This is a genomic window from Paracnuella aquatica (genome assembly GCF_003332885.2).
Lineage (GTDB): Bacteria > Bacteroidota > Bacteroidia > Chitinophagales > Chitinophagaceae > Flavisolibacter > Flavisolibacter aquaticus.
In genome coordinates, this window is the sequence record NZ_QOWJ01000014.1 from 109643 (window position 1) to 126659 (window position 17017).

The 17017-nt window shown below is 50.8% G+C and carries 12 protein-coding genes; 7 read left to right on the forward strand and 5 right to left on the reverse strand.

Annotated elements, in window-relative coordinates:
• Positions 1-12: 12 nt before the first annotated feature.
• On the reverse strand, positions 13-192 hold the full coding sequence (locus DRJ53_RS17170; protein WP_114236894.1) for a hypothetical protein: 180 nt from the start codon (positions 190-192) through the stop codon (positions 13-15).
• Between the two features lie 203 nt (positions 193-395).
• Between DRJ53_RS17170 and DRJ53_RS17175 the strand changes: the two genes are divergently transcribed.
• The gene (locus DRJ53_RS17175; protein ID WP_114236895.1) at positions 396-896 is read left to right on the forward strand and encodes a metallophosphoesterase family protein; all 501 of its coding nucleotides are present in this window, start codon (positions 396-398) and stop codon (positions 894-896) included.
• A 285-nt stretch (positions 897-1181) separates the two neighbouring features.
• On the opposite strand, the gene DRJ53_RS17180 is transcribed toward DRJ53_RS17175, so the two are convergent.
• Both DRJ53_RS17180 and DRJ53_RS17185 read right to left on the reverse strand, forming a co-directional pair.
• Entirely contained in the window at positions 1182-1643 is a 462-nt protein-coding gene (locus tag DRJ53_RS17180; protein ID WP_114236896.1) for a hypothetical protein, read from the reverse strand.
• Positions 1644-1906: 263 nt separating this feature from the next.
• Positions 1907-2995, reverse strand: a complete 1089-nt coding sequence (locus tag DRJ53_RS17185) for a TolB family protein (RefSeq protein ID WP_114236897.1) — start codon at positions 2993-2995, stop codon at positions 1907-1909.
• A 98-nt stretch (positions 2996-3093) separates the two neighbouring features.
• Between DRJ53_RS17185 and DRJ53_RS17190 the strand changes: the two genes are divergently transcribed.
• The 5 genes from DRJ53_RS17190 (at position 3094) to DRJ53_RS17210 (ending at position 8314) form a co-directional block, all read left to right on the forward strand.
• Entirely contained in the window at positions 3094-4068 is a 975-nt protein-coding gene (locus DRJ53_RS17190) for a tetratricopeptide repeat protein (protein ID WP_114236898.1), read from the forward strand.
• Between the two features lie 187 nt (positions 4069-4255).
• Positions 4256-4903, forward strand: coding sequence for a ribulose-phosphate 3-epimerase (gene rpe / locus DRJ53_RS17195; protein ID WP_114236899.1), 648 nt, complete (start codon positions 4256-4258; stop codon positions 4901-4903).
• A 199-nt stretch (positions 4904-5102) separates the two neighbouring features.
• Positions 5103-7589, forward strand: a complete 2487-nt coding sequence (locus DRJ53_RS17200; protein WP_114236900.1) for a TonB-dependent receptor — start codon at positions 5103-5105, stop codon at positions 7587-7589.
• 193 nt (positions 7590-7782) lie between these two features.
• On the forward strand, positions 7783-8043 hold the full coding sequence (locus DRJ53_RS17205) for a type II toxin-antitoxin system RelE/ParE family toxin (protein ID WP_241558595.1): 261 nt from the start codon (positions 7783-7785) through the stop codon (positions 8041-8043).
• Positions 8009-8314 (forward strand): helix-turn-helix domain-containing protein, encoded by a 306-nt coding sequence (locus DRJ53_RS17210; protein WP_114236902.1) that lies wholly within the window; start codon positions 8009-8011, stop codon positions 8312-8314. The genes DRJ53_RS17205 and DRJ53_RS17210 overlap by 35 nt, the downstream gene beginning before the upstream one ends.
• Positions 8315-8478: 164 nt before the next feature.
• Here DRJ53_RS17210 and DRJ53_RS17215 read toward each other — a convergent pair whose 3' ends face one another.
• Positions 8479-8982, reverse strand: a complete 504-nt coding sequence (locus tag DRJ53_RS17215) for a hemerythrin domain-containing protein (protein ID WP_114236903.1) — start codon at positions 8980-8982, stop codon at positions 8479-8481.
• A gap of 141 nt (positions 8983-9123) precedes the next feature.
• Entirely contained in the window at positions 9124-16716 is a 7593-nt protein-coding gene (locus tag DRJ53_RS17220) for a T9SS type B sorting domain-containing protein (protein ID WP_123893669.1), read from the reverse strand.
• Positions 16717-16732: 16 nt separating this feature from the next.
• Between DRJ53_RS17220 and DRJ53_RS21160 the strand changes: the two genes are divergently transcribed.
• Entirely contained in the window at positions 16733-16981 is a 249-nt protein-coding gene (locus tag DRJ53_RS21160) for a hypothetical protein (protein WP_123893671.1), read from the forward strand.
• Positions 16982-17017 lie beyond the last annotated feature (36 nt).

The following is a 17017-nucleotide window of genomic DNA, read 5'->3' on the forward strand; positions in this document are numbered from 1 at the left end:
CGAACCATTTATTTAATAGATATAATCATCGCAATTGGGACATTCCGATTTGTGTGGCCCTAAGGGGCGCTCCACCGCTCCGCACAAACCGCAAATCACTACATGTTCCCGCTGCACCATTTCGGCACTGCACGTAGCAGTTTGGCCACCATCAAATACACTGTTCATTTGGGTATCCATCATTTCATTCATATGACAACGCTTTCCAGTACCTGTTCATATTTCGGGCCACAAAGCGGGCCGCCACAGCGCAGCGAGTTTGCTTTTAAAATCAGCGAGTTGCCCATACATTAATTTTTTATGCAACATTTCCTTCTTTGCAGCAGCCCCAATTTTTGGGGAAATTTTTCTCAACCCGCCGTTGCACCTAGGCTTACTTCGCGGAACTTGCACCCATGACCCGGATTGGCTTGATCTCCGACACACATGGTTTTTTACACGATGCAGTTTTCAAACATTTTGAGCAATGCGACGAAATATGGCACGCCGGCGATTTTGGGCCCGGTGTTGCCGAGCAGTTGGCGCCATTCAAACCGCTGAAAGGTGTTTTTGGCAACATCGACGACAACGAAATTCGCCACCAATTTCCCGAAACACTGCGCTGGCAATGCGAGGATGTGCCAGTGTTAATGACGCATATTGGCGGGTACCCGGGTAAATATGCGCCGGCTGTACGCAAGGAATTGGCCACCACGCCAACAGGCTTATTCATCTGCGGCCATTCGCATATTTTAAAAGTAATGTATGATAAGAAATATGCCTGTCTGCACATGAACCCCGGCGCAGCCGGCAACCAGGGCTGGCACCAAATGCGAACGCTGCTGCGGTTTACGATAGATGGAAAAGAAATTAAAGATTGCGAAGTGATTGAACTGGGACGGCGTGGTGTGCGGTAGGTCCTGATTTTTTTTGAACCACGAAGACACGAAGGAATGAAGGGACCACAAAGATTAGAAGATAATTGTTGACACGTTCGGAAAAGACATCGTGCATGTGATGTCTTTTGAATTGAAGCATAAAACACGACATCAAAATAATGCTTGAAAAAATCTGATGGCGAAATGCAAATCCTTTTACCATCCCATAAATAACAAAAGCGCCCAGAAAGGACGCTTTTGTTATTTATGATACCACTCCAAACGGGAGTCATTAAAATCATTTCCAATCACACAAATCTGTGGTTAAAACCAACCACGGCCAGCGCCCACTTCGCGGAACGGCCAGGGAATGGAAATAAGAATCACCAGCAGTGCAATGATGTAAAAGATTGCAGTGCGGCGGTGCTTGGCGCTATCAGCCATTGATTTTTTACCCTGTGCCTTACCGATATGAATCAGGGCAATGGCCAGGATCATGCCCACCTGGTGTTCTACTGCAAAAAAGCGGTTTACGCGGTCGCCCATTACGCCACCCATGCCACCATTGTTCTGGATCAATTGCAGGCCCCATGGACCCGCCAGCCACAGGTAAATACCCACCAACAACATTACATCGGCCGAGATCATCAGGAACAAATTTAGTTTGGCATCGCCACGGTCGTAAGGGCGGTTGTTAGCCCCCAGGTGCTTAAAAATCGCGATCAGCAACAGGATCAAAACTACCCAGCGGCCAAAACTATGCAGGTGCAACATTCCGGTGTACATACAGTTGATTTAAAGGTTTGCCAGCAAAGATAGTGGAATAGGTAGTTGGGAGTTGAGAGTTGGGAGTTCTGAGTTGGGAGTTGGGAGTTCAGAGTTGAGAGTTATGAGTAGAGAGGTGCGGATGTTTTTGTGTGGCTTACTCTGGTTTGAAAAATTGATCGCTCATTTAGTTATCGTGCACAATAAATTACAGTCGACAACTTATACTTGCAACTCTGAACTCCCGACTGATAACTCACTACTCCCAACTCCCAACAGCCAACTCACTCCCCCGCCCAATCCGCCATGAACACATTCGTATCCCTTGTGCCACCGTTGTTGCGGTTGGAGGAAAACAGAATCTTTTTGCCGTCGGGGCTAAACATCGGGAACGCATCGAAGCCTTTGTCGCGACTTATTTTTTGCAAGCCGCTGCCGTCCACATTCATCAGGTACATATTAAACGGAAAGCCACGCGGGTATTCGTGGTTGGAGCAAAAAATAATGCGGCCGTCCGGCGTAAAATTTGGCGCCCAATTGGCCCCTCCCAAACCGGTTACCTGCCGCGCATTGGTGCCGTCGGCATTGGCCACCCACACTTCCATTTGCGTAGGCGCCACCAGGCCCTGTGCCAGCAGCTCTTTGTATTCTGCAATGGCTGCGGCACCTTTTGGCCGGCTGGCACGCCATACTATTTGCTTGCTGTCGGGGCTAAACCATGCACCTCCATCATAGCCCAAATCTTTAGTGATGCGTTTTGTTTTACCCGACTCCATCTCCATCACGTACAGGTCCAGGTCGCCGTCACGCATGGAGGTAAACACCATTTGCTTTCCGTCTGGCGAAATGGTGGCTTCCGCGTCGTAGCCCGGTGTATTGGTGAGGCGGCGGTGCATTTTACCCAAGGTATCGGTAATGAAAATATCATAGCTTGCATACACGGGCCAGATGTAGCGGTTGCCCCATTTAGCCCGGTCGGGCGGTGGTGGGCAGCTATCGGCGCCCAAGTGCGTTGATGCATAAACGATATGTGCGCCGTCGTGTGTAAAAAAGGCGCAGGTAGTGCGGCCCTTGCCGGTGCTCACCATGCGAAAGTTGAATGCTTCGCCTGCCGCCGGTGTTTGGCCATAAAAAATCTGGTCGCAGGGCACACCATCTTTTACCGAAGTGCGCTGAAACACAATGCCCTTGCCGTCGGGGCTCCAATAGGCTTCGGCGTTATCGCCACCAAAAGTGAGTTGTTGCACGTTGGCAAAATGCCGCTCATCGGGATACAGCAACGTATCGGCAACCGGCGCCCCTGCATGCGCAGAGAAAAATTGAAATGTGGTTAACGCAAAAACGACAAGCAGGGATTGGGCAGAATAAGGCATGGCTCCGTGTTAATGAAGCACAAAAGTATCCAGTGCGTCGCCCTTTGCTCATCACAAAACTGTCAAATAGTACCCGAAGGCTGTAGCTTTGCCGCCTGATGAAACCCATATTTTTCTGCTCCATGATCATGTTGCTGGCTGCCTGCTCCAACAGCGGCCAGCATTCTATTTTGCAACAACCGCCCTACGCAGCGTTTACCGATAGCATTGCATCCGAACCCAACCGTGCCGACCTCTACTACCGCCGCGGACAACTGCTGTTGCAGGACGAACAATCAGCTCTTGCCGAACAAGACTTCAGGCAGGCCTGGACCCTGCAGCCCAACGAGGACCATGCCATTGGCGTGGCCCGTTACCTGATCGCCCGCAACACCGATTCAGCCGTGCAGTTTTTGGAAAAAGCAGTGCAGCAGGTGCCGCAAAGCCTGGTGCTGCAGGTAAGCCTGGCCCGTGGCTATCAAAAACAACAGCAGCCGGATAAAGCGTTGGCCGTGTGCAACCGCATCATTGATGCATACCCCAACCAGTTGGATGCATTGCAGTTAAAAGCCGACATTCTAACGGCTCAGGAAAAGCCCGCCGAAGCACTGGCGACCCTTGAACAGGCGCACCATTACGCTCCTTTTGACCCCGAGCTGGCCCACAACTTGGCATTTGCGTACGCCGAAGCCAAAAACAGTAAAGTGCTGGCACTTACCGACTCACTTATCCGGGCCGATTCGGCGCAGCGCCATGCAGAACCCTACTATTTTAAAGGCGTTTATTTTTCCAACACCGGTAACAGCAGTGCGGCGTTACAGCAGTTTGACGAGGCCATCCGCCGCGATTACAATTACCTGGATGCACACATGGAAAAAGGCGTGTTGCTGTATAATGGTAAACAATATGGCGCTGCGCAAAAAGCCTTTGAGCTGGCACTGACCATTTCGCCATCGTATGCCGATGCACACCTCTGGCTGGGTAAAACAGCCGAAGCGCAGGGCCGCAAGGCGGAAGCAAAAAATCATTACACCAGTGCATACAGTCTGGATAAATCGCTGCGGGAAGCAAAGGAAGCCGCGGAGCGGTTGTAGTCGGGAGTTGACGGTCGATAGTTGACAGCGGGATGTTTTCAACGATAGGCTATCGCTCAATAAAAACTTGTCGCTAAGAAAGTAAACGTTGACCTTTGCGCCGTCAACTAATCCCGACTTCGGACTTCGGACTTCGGACTTCGGACTTCGGACTTCGGACTATAAACTATAAACTCAGACCTTCCCCATGCCCATCATTGCTCCTTCCCTGCTGGCCGCAGATTTTCTGAACTTGGAACAAGCCTGCAGGCTGGTAAACGAAAGTGCCGCCGAGTGGCTGCATATCGACATCATGGACGGCCGTTTTGTGCCCAACATTTCGTTTGGACAACCAGTGTTGGAAGCGGTGCAAAAAGTGGTTACTAAAACGCTGGATGTGCACCTGATGATTGAAGAGCCCGAGCGTTATGCAGAGGATTTTGCAAAACTGGGTGCCAATTGCCTCACCGTTCACTACGAAGCCTGCCGCCACTTGCACCGCAATGTGCAGCAGATAAAAGCTTTGGGTATGAAAGCCGGCGTGGCCCTGAACCCGCATACTCCCGTGCACCTGCTCGAAGACATTTTGCCCGACCTGGACATGGTGCTGGTGATGAGTGTAAACCCCGGATTTGGCGGGCAGAAATTCATACCGCATTCGCTGGAAAAAATTGCCGCCCTGCGTCAAATGATCAACGACAACGGCCTTTCCACGCTGATTGAAGTGGACGGCGGTGTAACCACCGACAACGCCGCACAACTTGTAGCTGCCGGTGTGGATGTGCTGGTAGCGGGCAGTTCCGTGTTCCGCGCCGCGGATCCAATGGCGGCGATTGATGCGCTGAAGAAAGCCTAAGGAATATCGAACAAGGAACAAGGAACAAGGAATAATGAATGATGAATTGTGAGTTATTGTTTTCGATTGCCCCCAATAATTAATGATTCATAATTAATTATTCATCATTCTTTCACAACTTCTTCTGTTCATCTGTTCCTTGTTCGTCTGTTCGATATTTCCTTGTGCCGCTTTTCACTATCTTGAGGCCACTATCGCTATGAAACCACTGCTGCGACATTCCATACTGCTGCTGTTACTCCTTTGTTCCGGCGTTCTTTTGGCCCAAAAAAATACGGCATTTGTACAGGGCAAAGTGGTCAACGAAGAGGGCCAGCCGCTGGCCGCTGTTTCAATTACCATTTTAGGACAACAAAAAGGCATCGCCACTTCCGACTCCGGCATTTTTCGCATCCGGGCCACGGCCGGCCGGGCATTTGCGCTGATTTTTTCCTACACCGGCTATAAAATAGTGCAGCAAAACTTTATGCTGCTCGAAGGCGAAGAAGAATCGGTGACCGTGCAGTTGGAACGCATGGGCACAACCCTCGGCGGCGTGGTGGTTCGGGGCCAGCAACCCCGCACCGAAACCGGCCTCATCCGGATAGATGGAGGGAACATATCCAACCTGCCTGCGCCGGTGTCCGGTGTGGAAAGCCTGATCAAAATATTTGTGGGTGCCAACAACGAGCTGACTTCGCAATACACGGTTCGTGGTGGATCCTACGATGAAAACCTGATTTACGTAAATGACTTTGAAATATTCCGGCCCTACCTGGTGCGCAACGGCCAGCAGGAAGGTTTGAGTTTCATTAACCCGGCGCTGGTGCGCAACCTTAATTTTTACAACGGCGGCTTCTCTGCCCGCTATGGCGACAAAATGAGCTCAGTGCTGGATATCCAGTACAACAAGCCGCAACACTTTGGCGGCTCGGCCAATATTTCGCTGTTGGAGCAAGGCTTGCATTTTGAAGGCTTGAGCCGGGATAAGAAATTTTCTTACGTCATTGGTGCCCGCAATCGCGACAACCGCAACCTGCTCCGCAACCAGGCCACCGAAGGCATTTACCTGCCTTCCTCGTCCGACATTCAGGCACTCCTCACCTACCAGTTTTCGCCGCAGTGGCAGGCCGAAGTGCTCGGTAATATTTCCGCTACGAGGTTTACATTTTACCCGTCGTATACACAGCTTTCCTCCTCGGTGGTAACTCCCTACCTCACCGCCAATATTGCCGCCGACATTTTTTTTGAAGGCAGTGAAAAAAGCGCCTACAGCACCCAGATGCTGGGCATTGCCGCCACCAACCAGCGGCGCAATAACGTACGCCTCAAATGGCTCGTTTCCGGTTTTCGGAACAAGGAAGCCGAAAACATCGACATTGCCGGCACCTACCTGTTTGGCGACCGTGATTTCGACAAAAGCCAGCCCACATTTGGCACCATCATCAACCCGTTGGGGTCGGGGGCTTTTCAAAACTGGTCGCGCAACAACTTGGATATTGCCAACTACAACTTTTCGCACAAAGGGCAGTGGCAGCGCGGCCGCCGGCAGTTGCTTTGGGGCGCCGGCTATGACCGCACCCAGATCAACGACCAATTATACGAATGGGAAATGCAGGACTCGGCCGGCTACAGCCTGCCCTTTCAGCCGGGCCAACTGAACATGAAGCGCTTTGTGCGATCGGCCGCCGACATTGGCATTAATAAATTCAACGGCTACCTGCAACATGGTTGGTTGTTTGGCGATTCCGTCAATGCGTTTACCCTCCAAACCGGGCTGAGGGTAGCGTACAACGATCTGAATGGCGAGGTCCTGATTTCGCCCCGCATTAATGCTTCGTGGAAACCCGGCTGGCGCCGCGATGTGATGTTCCGGGCAGCGGCAGGCGCTTACCACCAGCCACCTTTTTACCGCGAACTGCGGCGCATGGCCGGCTCGGTCAATAAGGACCTGAAAGCGCAAAAAAGCTGGCAGGGCGTGCTGGGCATGGATTACCAGTTTATCGGTTTTGGCCGCCCCATGCGCCTGACCGCCGAAGGTTATTATAAATACCTCACCGACGTGGTGCCTTACGACATCGACAATGTGCGGGTTCGCTATTTTGGCGAAAACATGGCCAAAGCCTACGCGGCCGGCCTCGACCTGCGCCTGCACGGCGAGCTGGTTAAAGATGCCGAAAGCTGGATCTCCGTTGGCCTGATGCGGACCCGCGAAAACCTGGAAGGCGATGTATTTAAAAGGTACACGCTGGATTCGCTCAACCAACCCATCGACAGCACCGTTGGCGAAGCGGGCTGGCTGCGCCGCCCCACCGATCGGCTCATCACGTTCGGCATGTTCTTCCAGGATTACCTGGCCAACAACAAAAATTTTAAAGTGTACCTGAGCACGTTGTATGGCACCAACCTACCGTACAACATCCCGGGCAGCGTGGCCAACCGCAATGCGCTGACCATTCCGCCCTACATCCGCGTGGATATTGGTTTTAGCGCCCTGCTGCTCAATACCGACAAAACGGCACGGCGCAGCCACCACCCATTCCGCAACCTCGACAACATCTGGCTGGCGCTGGAAGTGTTCAACCTCATCGACCGATCCAACACCATCTCTTACCAGTTGATCAAGGATTTTGCAAACAACACTTTTGCCATGCCCAACCGGCTTACACCAAGGTTGCTGAACTTAAAGTTGACGACAAGATGGTAAGTGAAAATCTACTGGCGACATCGGCTGCCATTCCACAACCTTATATTCCCAAGTTTCACTTTAGGACAACATTTTGTAACTTCACACGGTGGCCCAAAAGCAAAAGCGCCGAACCATTATTTTTTACCGGAACTATTTCGAAGATTTCTTCGTCAGGCAGCGCCGTAAGGTAAAAGACAAAATTATCTGGACATTGGAACTGATCGAAGAAATTGAAAAAGTTCCCGAAACCTACCTGAAGCATCTCGAAAATTCCGACGGACTTTTTGAAATCAGGGTGCAGCAAGGCAGCGACATTTTTCGCATTTTCTGCTTTTTCGACGGAGGACAACTTGTGGTGCTTTCAAATGGTTTTCAAAAGAAAACACAGAAAACACCGAGTCAAGAAATTGAAAGGGCTGAAAAAATTAAACAACAGTATGAAAACGAAAAAAAGCAACACAACAACCCTTGAACAATTCAAGGATAAACATTATGGCAAACACGGCACTGCCGAACGTGACGCATTGGAAGCCGGTTATGAAACCTTTAAACTCGGTGCGCTACTTCATGAAGCCAGGCTGGAAAAAGGGCTTACCCAAGAAGAACTTGCAGAAAAAGTGGGCACTACAAAATCATACATTTCTAAGATTGAAAATGACGTAAAGGAAGTGCGGTTGTCAACCCTGCAACGAATTGTTGAAGTTGGCCTAGGCGGACGAGTAAAACTTTCAATACAGGTTTAGTTGCGAACATGAGCACTCCGGTCAACTGCTGTTGTGTCACTCACTTGTGCGTCCGGTAACGCCATTCAACTCTTCCAGCATTCGTCATTGAAGCATCAGGAATGGCTAAAACAGGAACAGCCTCCTGCAATGCCGAAGGCTGTTCTATATAAAATGATATCACCTTAATTCAAGTTACTTCCTCCTTTCGGCTGCACCCAAAACTCATCTCGCCAGCCGCCACAGCTAGGCATTTCATCGGCCAGCGCTGCTTCAATCGCCGTCATCTGTTCCGCAGTTGCAATCTGCTCGATCAGTGGAAACAATTGCCGCTCTTCAAAACGTATATGATAGTTCACGATTTGCGCCAACCGCTCCATTGCCGGCAACGAAGGCTTGCGCATGATCTCGGCAAACTTGTCGGCGATGGCTTCGTGCTCTTCCAGCATTTTTTCCATCATTGGGTGCAAAGGTCCCAGTATCGGCAGCAAGTCAGCTTCCTCTTTTTGAAAATGTGCCGCAAAATGACTGGCCCAGCTCCAGGTACAAAAACGGGCAATGCGTTCCTTGGCTATTCCCAGCTTAATGCCCTGGCGGATCTTCCATACAAATAACAACCCGTCGTGGTGCTCGCGGCTCAGCGGCGCCAGTTCTTTACTTCGTTTGATTGGTGTAACTGCTGTTGGCATGGTGCAAAGGTAGGCAGGCAAGCCGCTTCTGCGGCCTGAGCCTTGTCGGTTTGAGGCAAGATATAAGTCAGTTTTCACATTCCGTAACCCAAAAAAATGGCCGCAGCAATTGCTGCGGCCATGGTGCTATCATGCGCCTATTTATCTAATCAAGGTGACCGTTCCCTTGCGATACACCGGCCCGCAATTGGTGGTGGCTCTTAGCTGGTACACAAACACCTCGCTTCGCATTTTCTGTCCTTTAAAGGTGCCATCCCAACACTGGGTTGGGTCGTTGGTTTGGTACACCAGATTGCCCCATCTGCTGTAAATGGAAAGCTGCAGGTCTTTCACGGCTCCCCAGGTTGCCACGCCAAAGCAATCGTTCATGCCATCGCCATTGGGTGTAAATGCATTGGGCAAATTGTACTCGCCGGGGCCGGGTGCCACCACCACCTGCACCGAGCTTTCTGCCGAACAACCTTTGTCGGTAGTAACCCGCACAGTGTAGAGCGTGGTCGATGAAGGCGCCGCAACAGGGTTGGCCAGTCTCGGGTTGTTCAGGCCGGTGGCCGGCGTCCACAGGTAAGTGGCGCCGCCGGTAGCAGCCAGCTTGGACACCCCGATGATACAGTTCACATCGTTTGATTTGGCCACCGTTACAGTGGGCAGCGGGTTCACCACAACCGTAGTTGTCACCGTATCAGTAAGGCCGCAAACGGTGTTGGTGATCACCACTTTATAGCTGGTAGTTACGTTGGGCCGCACTGTTTGGGTTGGGCTGGCAAGGTTGATTAAACCGGGTGCCGGCAGCCATTGATAAGTGTCGCCGCCGTAAGCTGTCATCGTAGTGCTGGCGCCAATACAAATCTGCGGGTTGGCTGGGTTTACACCAAACGGCGCCCTGGGTGTCACCGTCATATTCATGGTGGTGATCAGGCTGTCGCAACCCATAAAGTTGCGCAACGTATCCTGGTAAATGCCTGTGTTGCGCAGCACCCGCCCCGATGGCAGGGTGTAGGTTTTACCGGCGCACATACTATGGCTCAATTGCTCCCGCTTCACATCATAAACTACCAGGTTCAGGCGGGTAATGAGGCTGTCGCAACCGATGGTGGTGCGGACCGTATCAATATAATTGCCCGATGCAGTAATCTTTCTTCCCGAAGGCAACACGTATTCGGTGCCCGCACAGATCTGCCGCGATACATCCTGGCGTTTCAAAGTTTGCACAGTTAACCGCGTTGTAATAACACTATCGCAGCCTGTGCTGTTGGCAATCGTATCTACAAAGGTGCCGGCAGTCTGAACTACCCTACCCGATGGCAGGCGGGAACTGCCACCTTCGCATATGATCACACTACGGGTTACGGTGGGTAACGGATTAACTATTAGTTGGGTTATGGCAACAGAGTCGCAACCACCCGCGGTTTTGAAACTGTCTATATAAGTCCCGGCGGTGATCACAATACGCCCACCGGGCAATTTGAAAGTCTGGCCGGCACAAATGGTGGCATTCTGCGTGCTACGTAACACATCGGCAATAGTGAGCACGGTAGTAATGATGCTGTCGCAACCAGCGCGGGTGGTAAATGCCTCACGGTAAGTGCCGGCCTTGTCCACTACTTTACCAGAAGGCAAAGTATAAGTATTACCCGAACAAATGGCTGCATTGATGCGGAGATCGTATGCGGCATTCACAGCCAGATTGAGCTTCGTAATGATGCTGTCGCAACCCGAAACATTGCGTACCGTATCGTTGTAATTACCGGTGGCAGCCACTACCACGCCGGAGGGTAGCGCATAAGTTTGGCCGGCACAAATTGAAGCAATTATGGTGTTGATCTTAGCCGCGGGACTAGGTGCAACCAATACCGAATCAACGCTGGTGCAACCATTGGCATCGGTTACCTGTAACCGTAATTTGCCGGTTTGTGCAGTGCTAACGGTGCGGGTGGTTTCGCCGCTGCTCCATGCATAGGATGCAAAACCCGCTCCCCCATCCAGTTGAATGGCGCTGCCTTCGCACAGCGGCTGGTTGCCTGTAATTCTTGGCTGTGGCTTCGCCCGCTGCGTAATTGTTTTTGCAGGCGATTCGGCCCAGCAGCCGGCATCGTTTCGAACGCTTACTTTGAAAGAACCGCCCGCTTTCACCCAGATCTTTTGGGTGGTTTCGCCGGAGCTCCACAGGTAGCCCGCAAAGCCGTTGCCTGCATCCAGCTGCACACTATCGCCGGCGCAGAGGTTGGTGTTTCCGGTAATGGTTGTTTGCGGCGGTATGGTTTCGCCCACCACAATCGAATCGCGCAGCGTGCAATTGCTTACAGTGATATCGACCCAATAAGTGCCGCCCTGAGTGATCTTTCGGGTGGCGCCTGTTGCCCCATTATCCCAACGGTACCCCGATGCACCGCCCAGCGTTGCATTGAGGGTATGCCCGGCCGCGGTAAAGCACAATGTAGTGTCCGACCCAAGCGGCCGTGCATCTTCTGCGGTGGCCACCACAAAGCTGTCGCGAATGGAACAACCGTAAGCTTTTAACTCTACCCAATACGTGCCGGGTTGGCGCACACTGATGGAGCTGCCCGTTTCGCCGGTGCTCCATTTGTATTGCTGTTCGCCCTGGCCGTGATAGCCCGAAAGGCTTACCGTTTCGCCGCAAAGCAACAGGTTTTGCAACGGCTTTTTCTGCAGCCCGCTGATGTACACGTTCACCGTATCGGTAGCCACGCAGCCTTTGTAGGTGACCTTGCCAATGATCTGGCGATAGCCGGTGCCCTGTACTTTAAAGAGCGAATCGGTACCGCCATAATTCCACCAATAAGTTGCGTCCTTATGCGATGTTGCCCGAAGTGTTACCTCGGAACCAGGCGTACACAAATTCAGGTCTTCGCCCAGGTTTAGGTAGGGACGGCCCGGCACCATTACGGTTGCTTCGGTAGTGTCTTTTTCACCGCAGGTGGTGTTTTCTACAATCAGCCGCACTTTGTAATTTTTATCGGTGGGTAGCGCAGGGAAGAAATGCGCCGGAGAAACTTCGTCGGAAGTTTTGTTGTTGTAACCAAAATCCCAACTGTACTTAATGGAGGAACCATAAGTGGAGAAATTCACCAACCGCACGGCAGTATCTTTCAAGCAATCAAACTCGGTTTGGAAGTTTGCATTGACCAAACAGGGCGGTGGCGGCGAACATTTAGCCAGGTGTTTAATGGCGTTCAGTTTCAGCGTAATGTCGCCGGTAACCACAGCGCCGTTTTTCAATACCGGCGTAAGCACCTGTATAAAATAGCTGCGGCCCGGTGCCAGGCATTCGTATGTGTTTTGGGTGAGGGCATCCTGCACACAGCTTTGCTCCTGCATGGCGCCACAGTCGCCGGTCATCATCCGGTATTTGATATCAGACGAAGCAGCGTTGGTATTTTCTACAATAAATGCGGTTACATCCAGCGTGTCTTTACCGGTGATATCGATGCGGAACCAGGATGATTTGTATTTCGAAGTTTCAACTCCTGCAGGGCAGGTAAGTTTTGGGCCAAACTCGCCGTAATCGGTGCCGATGGTGTGGCAATCCACGATCACTTTTGCATCGCTTTGACCAGCGCCTGTAACCTTTGCTACGAGCGGCGCACTGCAAAAATCACCGGCCTGTTCTATGATCTCTATCTCGGGATACACTTCCTCGTTCAACCGGTTACAACCGGTGAGGAACAAGTAGTATGTGCCTTTGGTAACACAGGTTTGTCCCCAATAAGATCCATCCTGGTAAATAGTGGAGGTGTATGTTTCCCGCTCCAGTCCTTTGTCGGTTGAATCGCCTTTAATGGCTTCGCGGTATAGGTTTACATCGTTGTAGTAATACCCGTCGTATGGCTTGTTGGTGCGGATGCGGTAGCGAATATTGCCGGTAACGTTTACCGTGAATTTATACCACAGGGTTCTGGTGGCGCAGGACTGGTAACCATGACTTTTGGGATCGGTTTCATCGGCAGTGGCACAGGAGTAATTATCCTTCGGCCCTTTTACAATTTTGCCCGGCGCAATCAGGCCCATATCACCGGCGGTGGAATAGTGATCAAATTTTGCGGCAACAGAATTGATGGAATCCAGCAGCAACTCCACCTCTACCTGGCTGTTTGGATACATTTCAAACTGGTGCCCATACCACCATGGGTTGCGGTTTTCAACAACAATGTAATACCGTTCGGGAGTGGTGTTACATGGGTCGCGGTAAAACTTGATCTCCTCGGTACCATAGCAATAATAAGTGGAGTTGTTGCGCTCCAGGAAAGTAAGTCCTTTGGCAAGCGTTGAATCTACCTGTCCATTAGCCACTACCTGATCGAATGGCAGCGAACCGTCCACATCACTTTTATACACCGCATACCCATATTGATGCGCCTTGCCTGCGGTTTTATTTTTTACTTTAACATGCACCCAACCACCTTTATCTACCACAAAGGTGTACCAAAGGTTGCGGCGTGGTATATAAGGCGAGCCCGGGCTGGTGGGTTGTGTATAAAGCCCTGCATTGTTGCCAGCAGTGTAAATAGCTGGTGCGTAAGATGTATAACAAGCCATATCTACCGGATCACGTTCCTGAGCGCCGGTGGTGCAGTAAAAGAAATCGTTGCTGGGTGCCCGGCCGCTGTTCAATGGATTGACGTCGCCTTTTTTGCCTTTGTGCCAGGCGCTATCGGCAGTAAGCACACCAAAATCATAAGCCTTGGCTGCATGATCAAATCGCGAATAGCCAACCTGATCGACGTAAATACGCGGCGTAACCGAGCTACAGATATGATTATCTCCAGCAAAAATGACAAGGGTATAAGTGCCCGGCTGCAGTTTACATAATTCAATGAGTCCATCAGAAGACAAACAGGTTTGGATGGGCGTTGCCGTTTTCATAGCAACGGAGTCCTTGCGTACATCGAGGTCGTAAACGGCGCCGAAATAGTTGTTGGTGCGGATGGCTACGTAAGCTTCCTGCGTTGTTTGAAAAACATAATACGCAATCCTGTTTACGGAGTTGTTGCAGGCAGCAGCATAAAAATGTGCAGTATCAACCGAGCAATCAAAGTACTCGGTGGGCAAGGTGTAGGTAGTGTCGGTGCGGGGATAAGCAGCAGTGCTGCCCACGCGGCTACCCCATTTGATCTGGAAGGGCTTTTTGGTGGCGGCATCAACGGCTGCTTTGTGCGGCCTGTTGTAATCGGGGTCTTCGCAGGGCTGTGTAATAACGATGGTTACTTTATCCGATTGAAAAATATCGCCGCCATAACCATTGTGGGTTACATCGCGCAGCGGCTCGCTGTAGCTTGGGCCTACGCCGTAGGTAACAACAGTGTACCAACCTGCGGGCAGGGTACCACACCGGCCACCGTTTCCGGATGCCTGGTTGTTGAAGCCGTTCCATTGGCTACCGGCTAGATTCAACCCGGCTACACCGTCGGTGGCTTTTCCGGTAAACAGGCGCATTTTGCCCGTCTGCGTCCATCCACATTCAGCATAATGCGAATTGTATATCTGTACCGAAGTTGCTTTTTCTAAATAAAACTGGCGGTAAATGGCTTTTGTTGCAGTGAAATCACCAATCTTCAGCGGCGCCAGTCCATCAATGGTAATGGCGTTGTCGAAACAATCAAAACGGTCTTCCAACGAAACCAGGGTGTTACCATATTTTTTGGAAGAATCCAGCAACGAGCCCATGTTTTGTGCCTTTGCCGGCGCATTGAACCGCGTGGCAACTTTCTGGAGTTGGATGTTGGGTTGGTCGGCCACACCTACATCACCATCACCACCAAAACTAACATATGTATATGCACCCGGCACCACGCAGGCCCGCGTTCCGTAACAGTTCTGATGTGTTACACATTCGGTGTGCTTATCCAGCCCTTTTAAAATTTTTGGGAATGTAAATGCATTTTGTGATGCAGCCAACTGGTCGGCGGCACCCTCAAATAATTTATAACGTAGCTGCCAGCGCTGGTTTGTAAAATTAACTATGCCTGAATCCTGTACCAGAAACTCGCGGTACATAGCTTTTGTCGCTGTAGCGCTATGACTAGTTGCGCAATTTACACTATCAGGAAGCACGGTCGGCTCACAGCCAAAAGTATCGGCCACCGCCTTGTACTCCACCCCTGGCGTTAATGCCTTCATTACCCCTGCTACTTTATTGATGGCATCGAAAGCATCTTTATTTCTTAAACTGAATTTATTCACCGGTTGCAAGGAATATACCTGCATGTTAAGATCAACACGGGTGCCCAGATGTGTTTGCAGGCAAAGCGGATTAGTACTGTTGCCCATCGATGCATAATAAATTTTACGCGAAACGACTGTATCTGTACCCAATACCTGCAGCGTATAAGTGCCCGCCGGCAAGCACTCTACGGTAGCATTATAAACAAACTCCGTCACCATATCATCTTTGGTCAGGGTTTTACAATCCGCCGTCAGGTTTTTATTGTACAATCGCAATAGGTAAGTGCCATTTTCGCACCAGGAGCTGCTTCCGGTAAAATTCACCTTGGAAGTGGTAGTGAGTGTAAACGTGAAAAAAGTGCTCAAATTATATTTGCGTCCGTTGGCTTCCACGCCGGCTGAAGGCTGCGCATAAGCGCATGGATGTTGTGCATGACGGCTGTTGCAGGCAAGGTAATCTGTGGCCGTGGTGGTTTCGCCGTTGGCATCCACTTTTAAATTTCCAAGTTTATTGGCTGCTGCCACTTTGGAGAGCACTGCTTCCGGGCCTTTGGTTGGTGCAACGCCGCCAAACGCAATGGCGAGCCGAACCTTTGCATTGAATTCTTCTTTATAAAATAATTGGACGGTGTAGGTAGTGTTTGGTTCCAGTTCACCGCATTTATAAGTTTTATAATCGGCATAGTAGTGCTCGGTTACTAGGCTGTCGCAGCCGCCTACCGCGGTCAGTGATGAAGGCGCAGTGGTTTTTGCATTGCCTTTATACAATCGGTAGCCAAATACATTCTTCGGTGTGCCGTATTCGTGGCGGGCCAGCATCACCGACAGGTAATCGAAATAAGCAGGCGTGGTAAACGTGTGCCAGGTGCTGCGGGTAAAATCCATTTTTTTAGTACCCACCTGGCAAAACTCGGCCGCATCATCTACCGATTGGCATTCTACTTCATAATCCACATGGGTTACATAGTTAGTGAGCTTACCAAATTCGTAGGCGCCGGATGGCTTGTCGTAAGGCGCCGGAGAGCCCTCGCCCAATTCCAGTTGCACCGACAGCACGCCGTTGGCGCTGTTTTTAGCCGACACCTGTACCAGGTATTCGCCGGGCTCCACGCAGGGATGAAAGGTTTCACCAAACAGCGCAATCGGCGTTAACTTGTCGCTGATCTCTGTATTGGCAGGCACACAGCTCTTGGTTTTATACACCGTAAAACCTACATCGCCGGCGGCAATGGCAATGCCCGGTTGTTTTAATGTAACACGAACGCTGCGGGTGGTGGGCGTTGAAAATTTGAACCAGATGGTTTTATCGGTTTGGCTGGCCACCAGGATAGCCGGCGCAAATGTTTCGCCGGTTTGTTTGGTGGCTTTTGAAATATCTACGTCTGTAGAAAGAAACTTACCCAGTTTATAACCGCCTTCCGGAATGGTTATGGTTTGTGCCGAAGCGCAGGCGTCATTGGCTGGTTGTGCCGATGCCACCAAGCCGGTGCACAATAAAAAAAACAGCAGGTAGCAGCATAAAGCAGTTGCTCTGGAGCAAAGGGTCGTCATAAACTAATCAGTTGGTTTGGCAACACTGGAGCATGCTGGTCCCTTGCCTCAATCGGACAGTACACAGCCCATGCATCATCAATCGGCACAAACAGGAAACATCAAAATCGCTGGATCACTGGGTAGTACAAGGGTCGGCTTATGCAGCAGGTTATCGGAAACAGTTGTTCGTCTTAAAGCAGAACAAAAAAAAGGAAATTCAATGTCGTTTGCAACGTGGTTTAACCCAACCGGCGAAAAAATTAGGATAAAAGGCAATAAGTAATTGAGAATGAATTATGATTTTTTTCCATCACACATA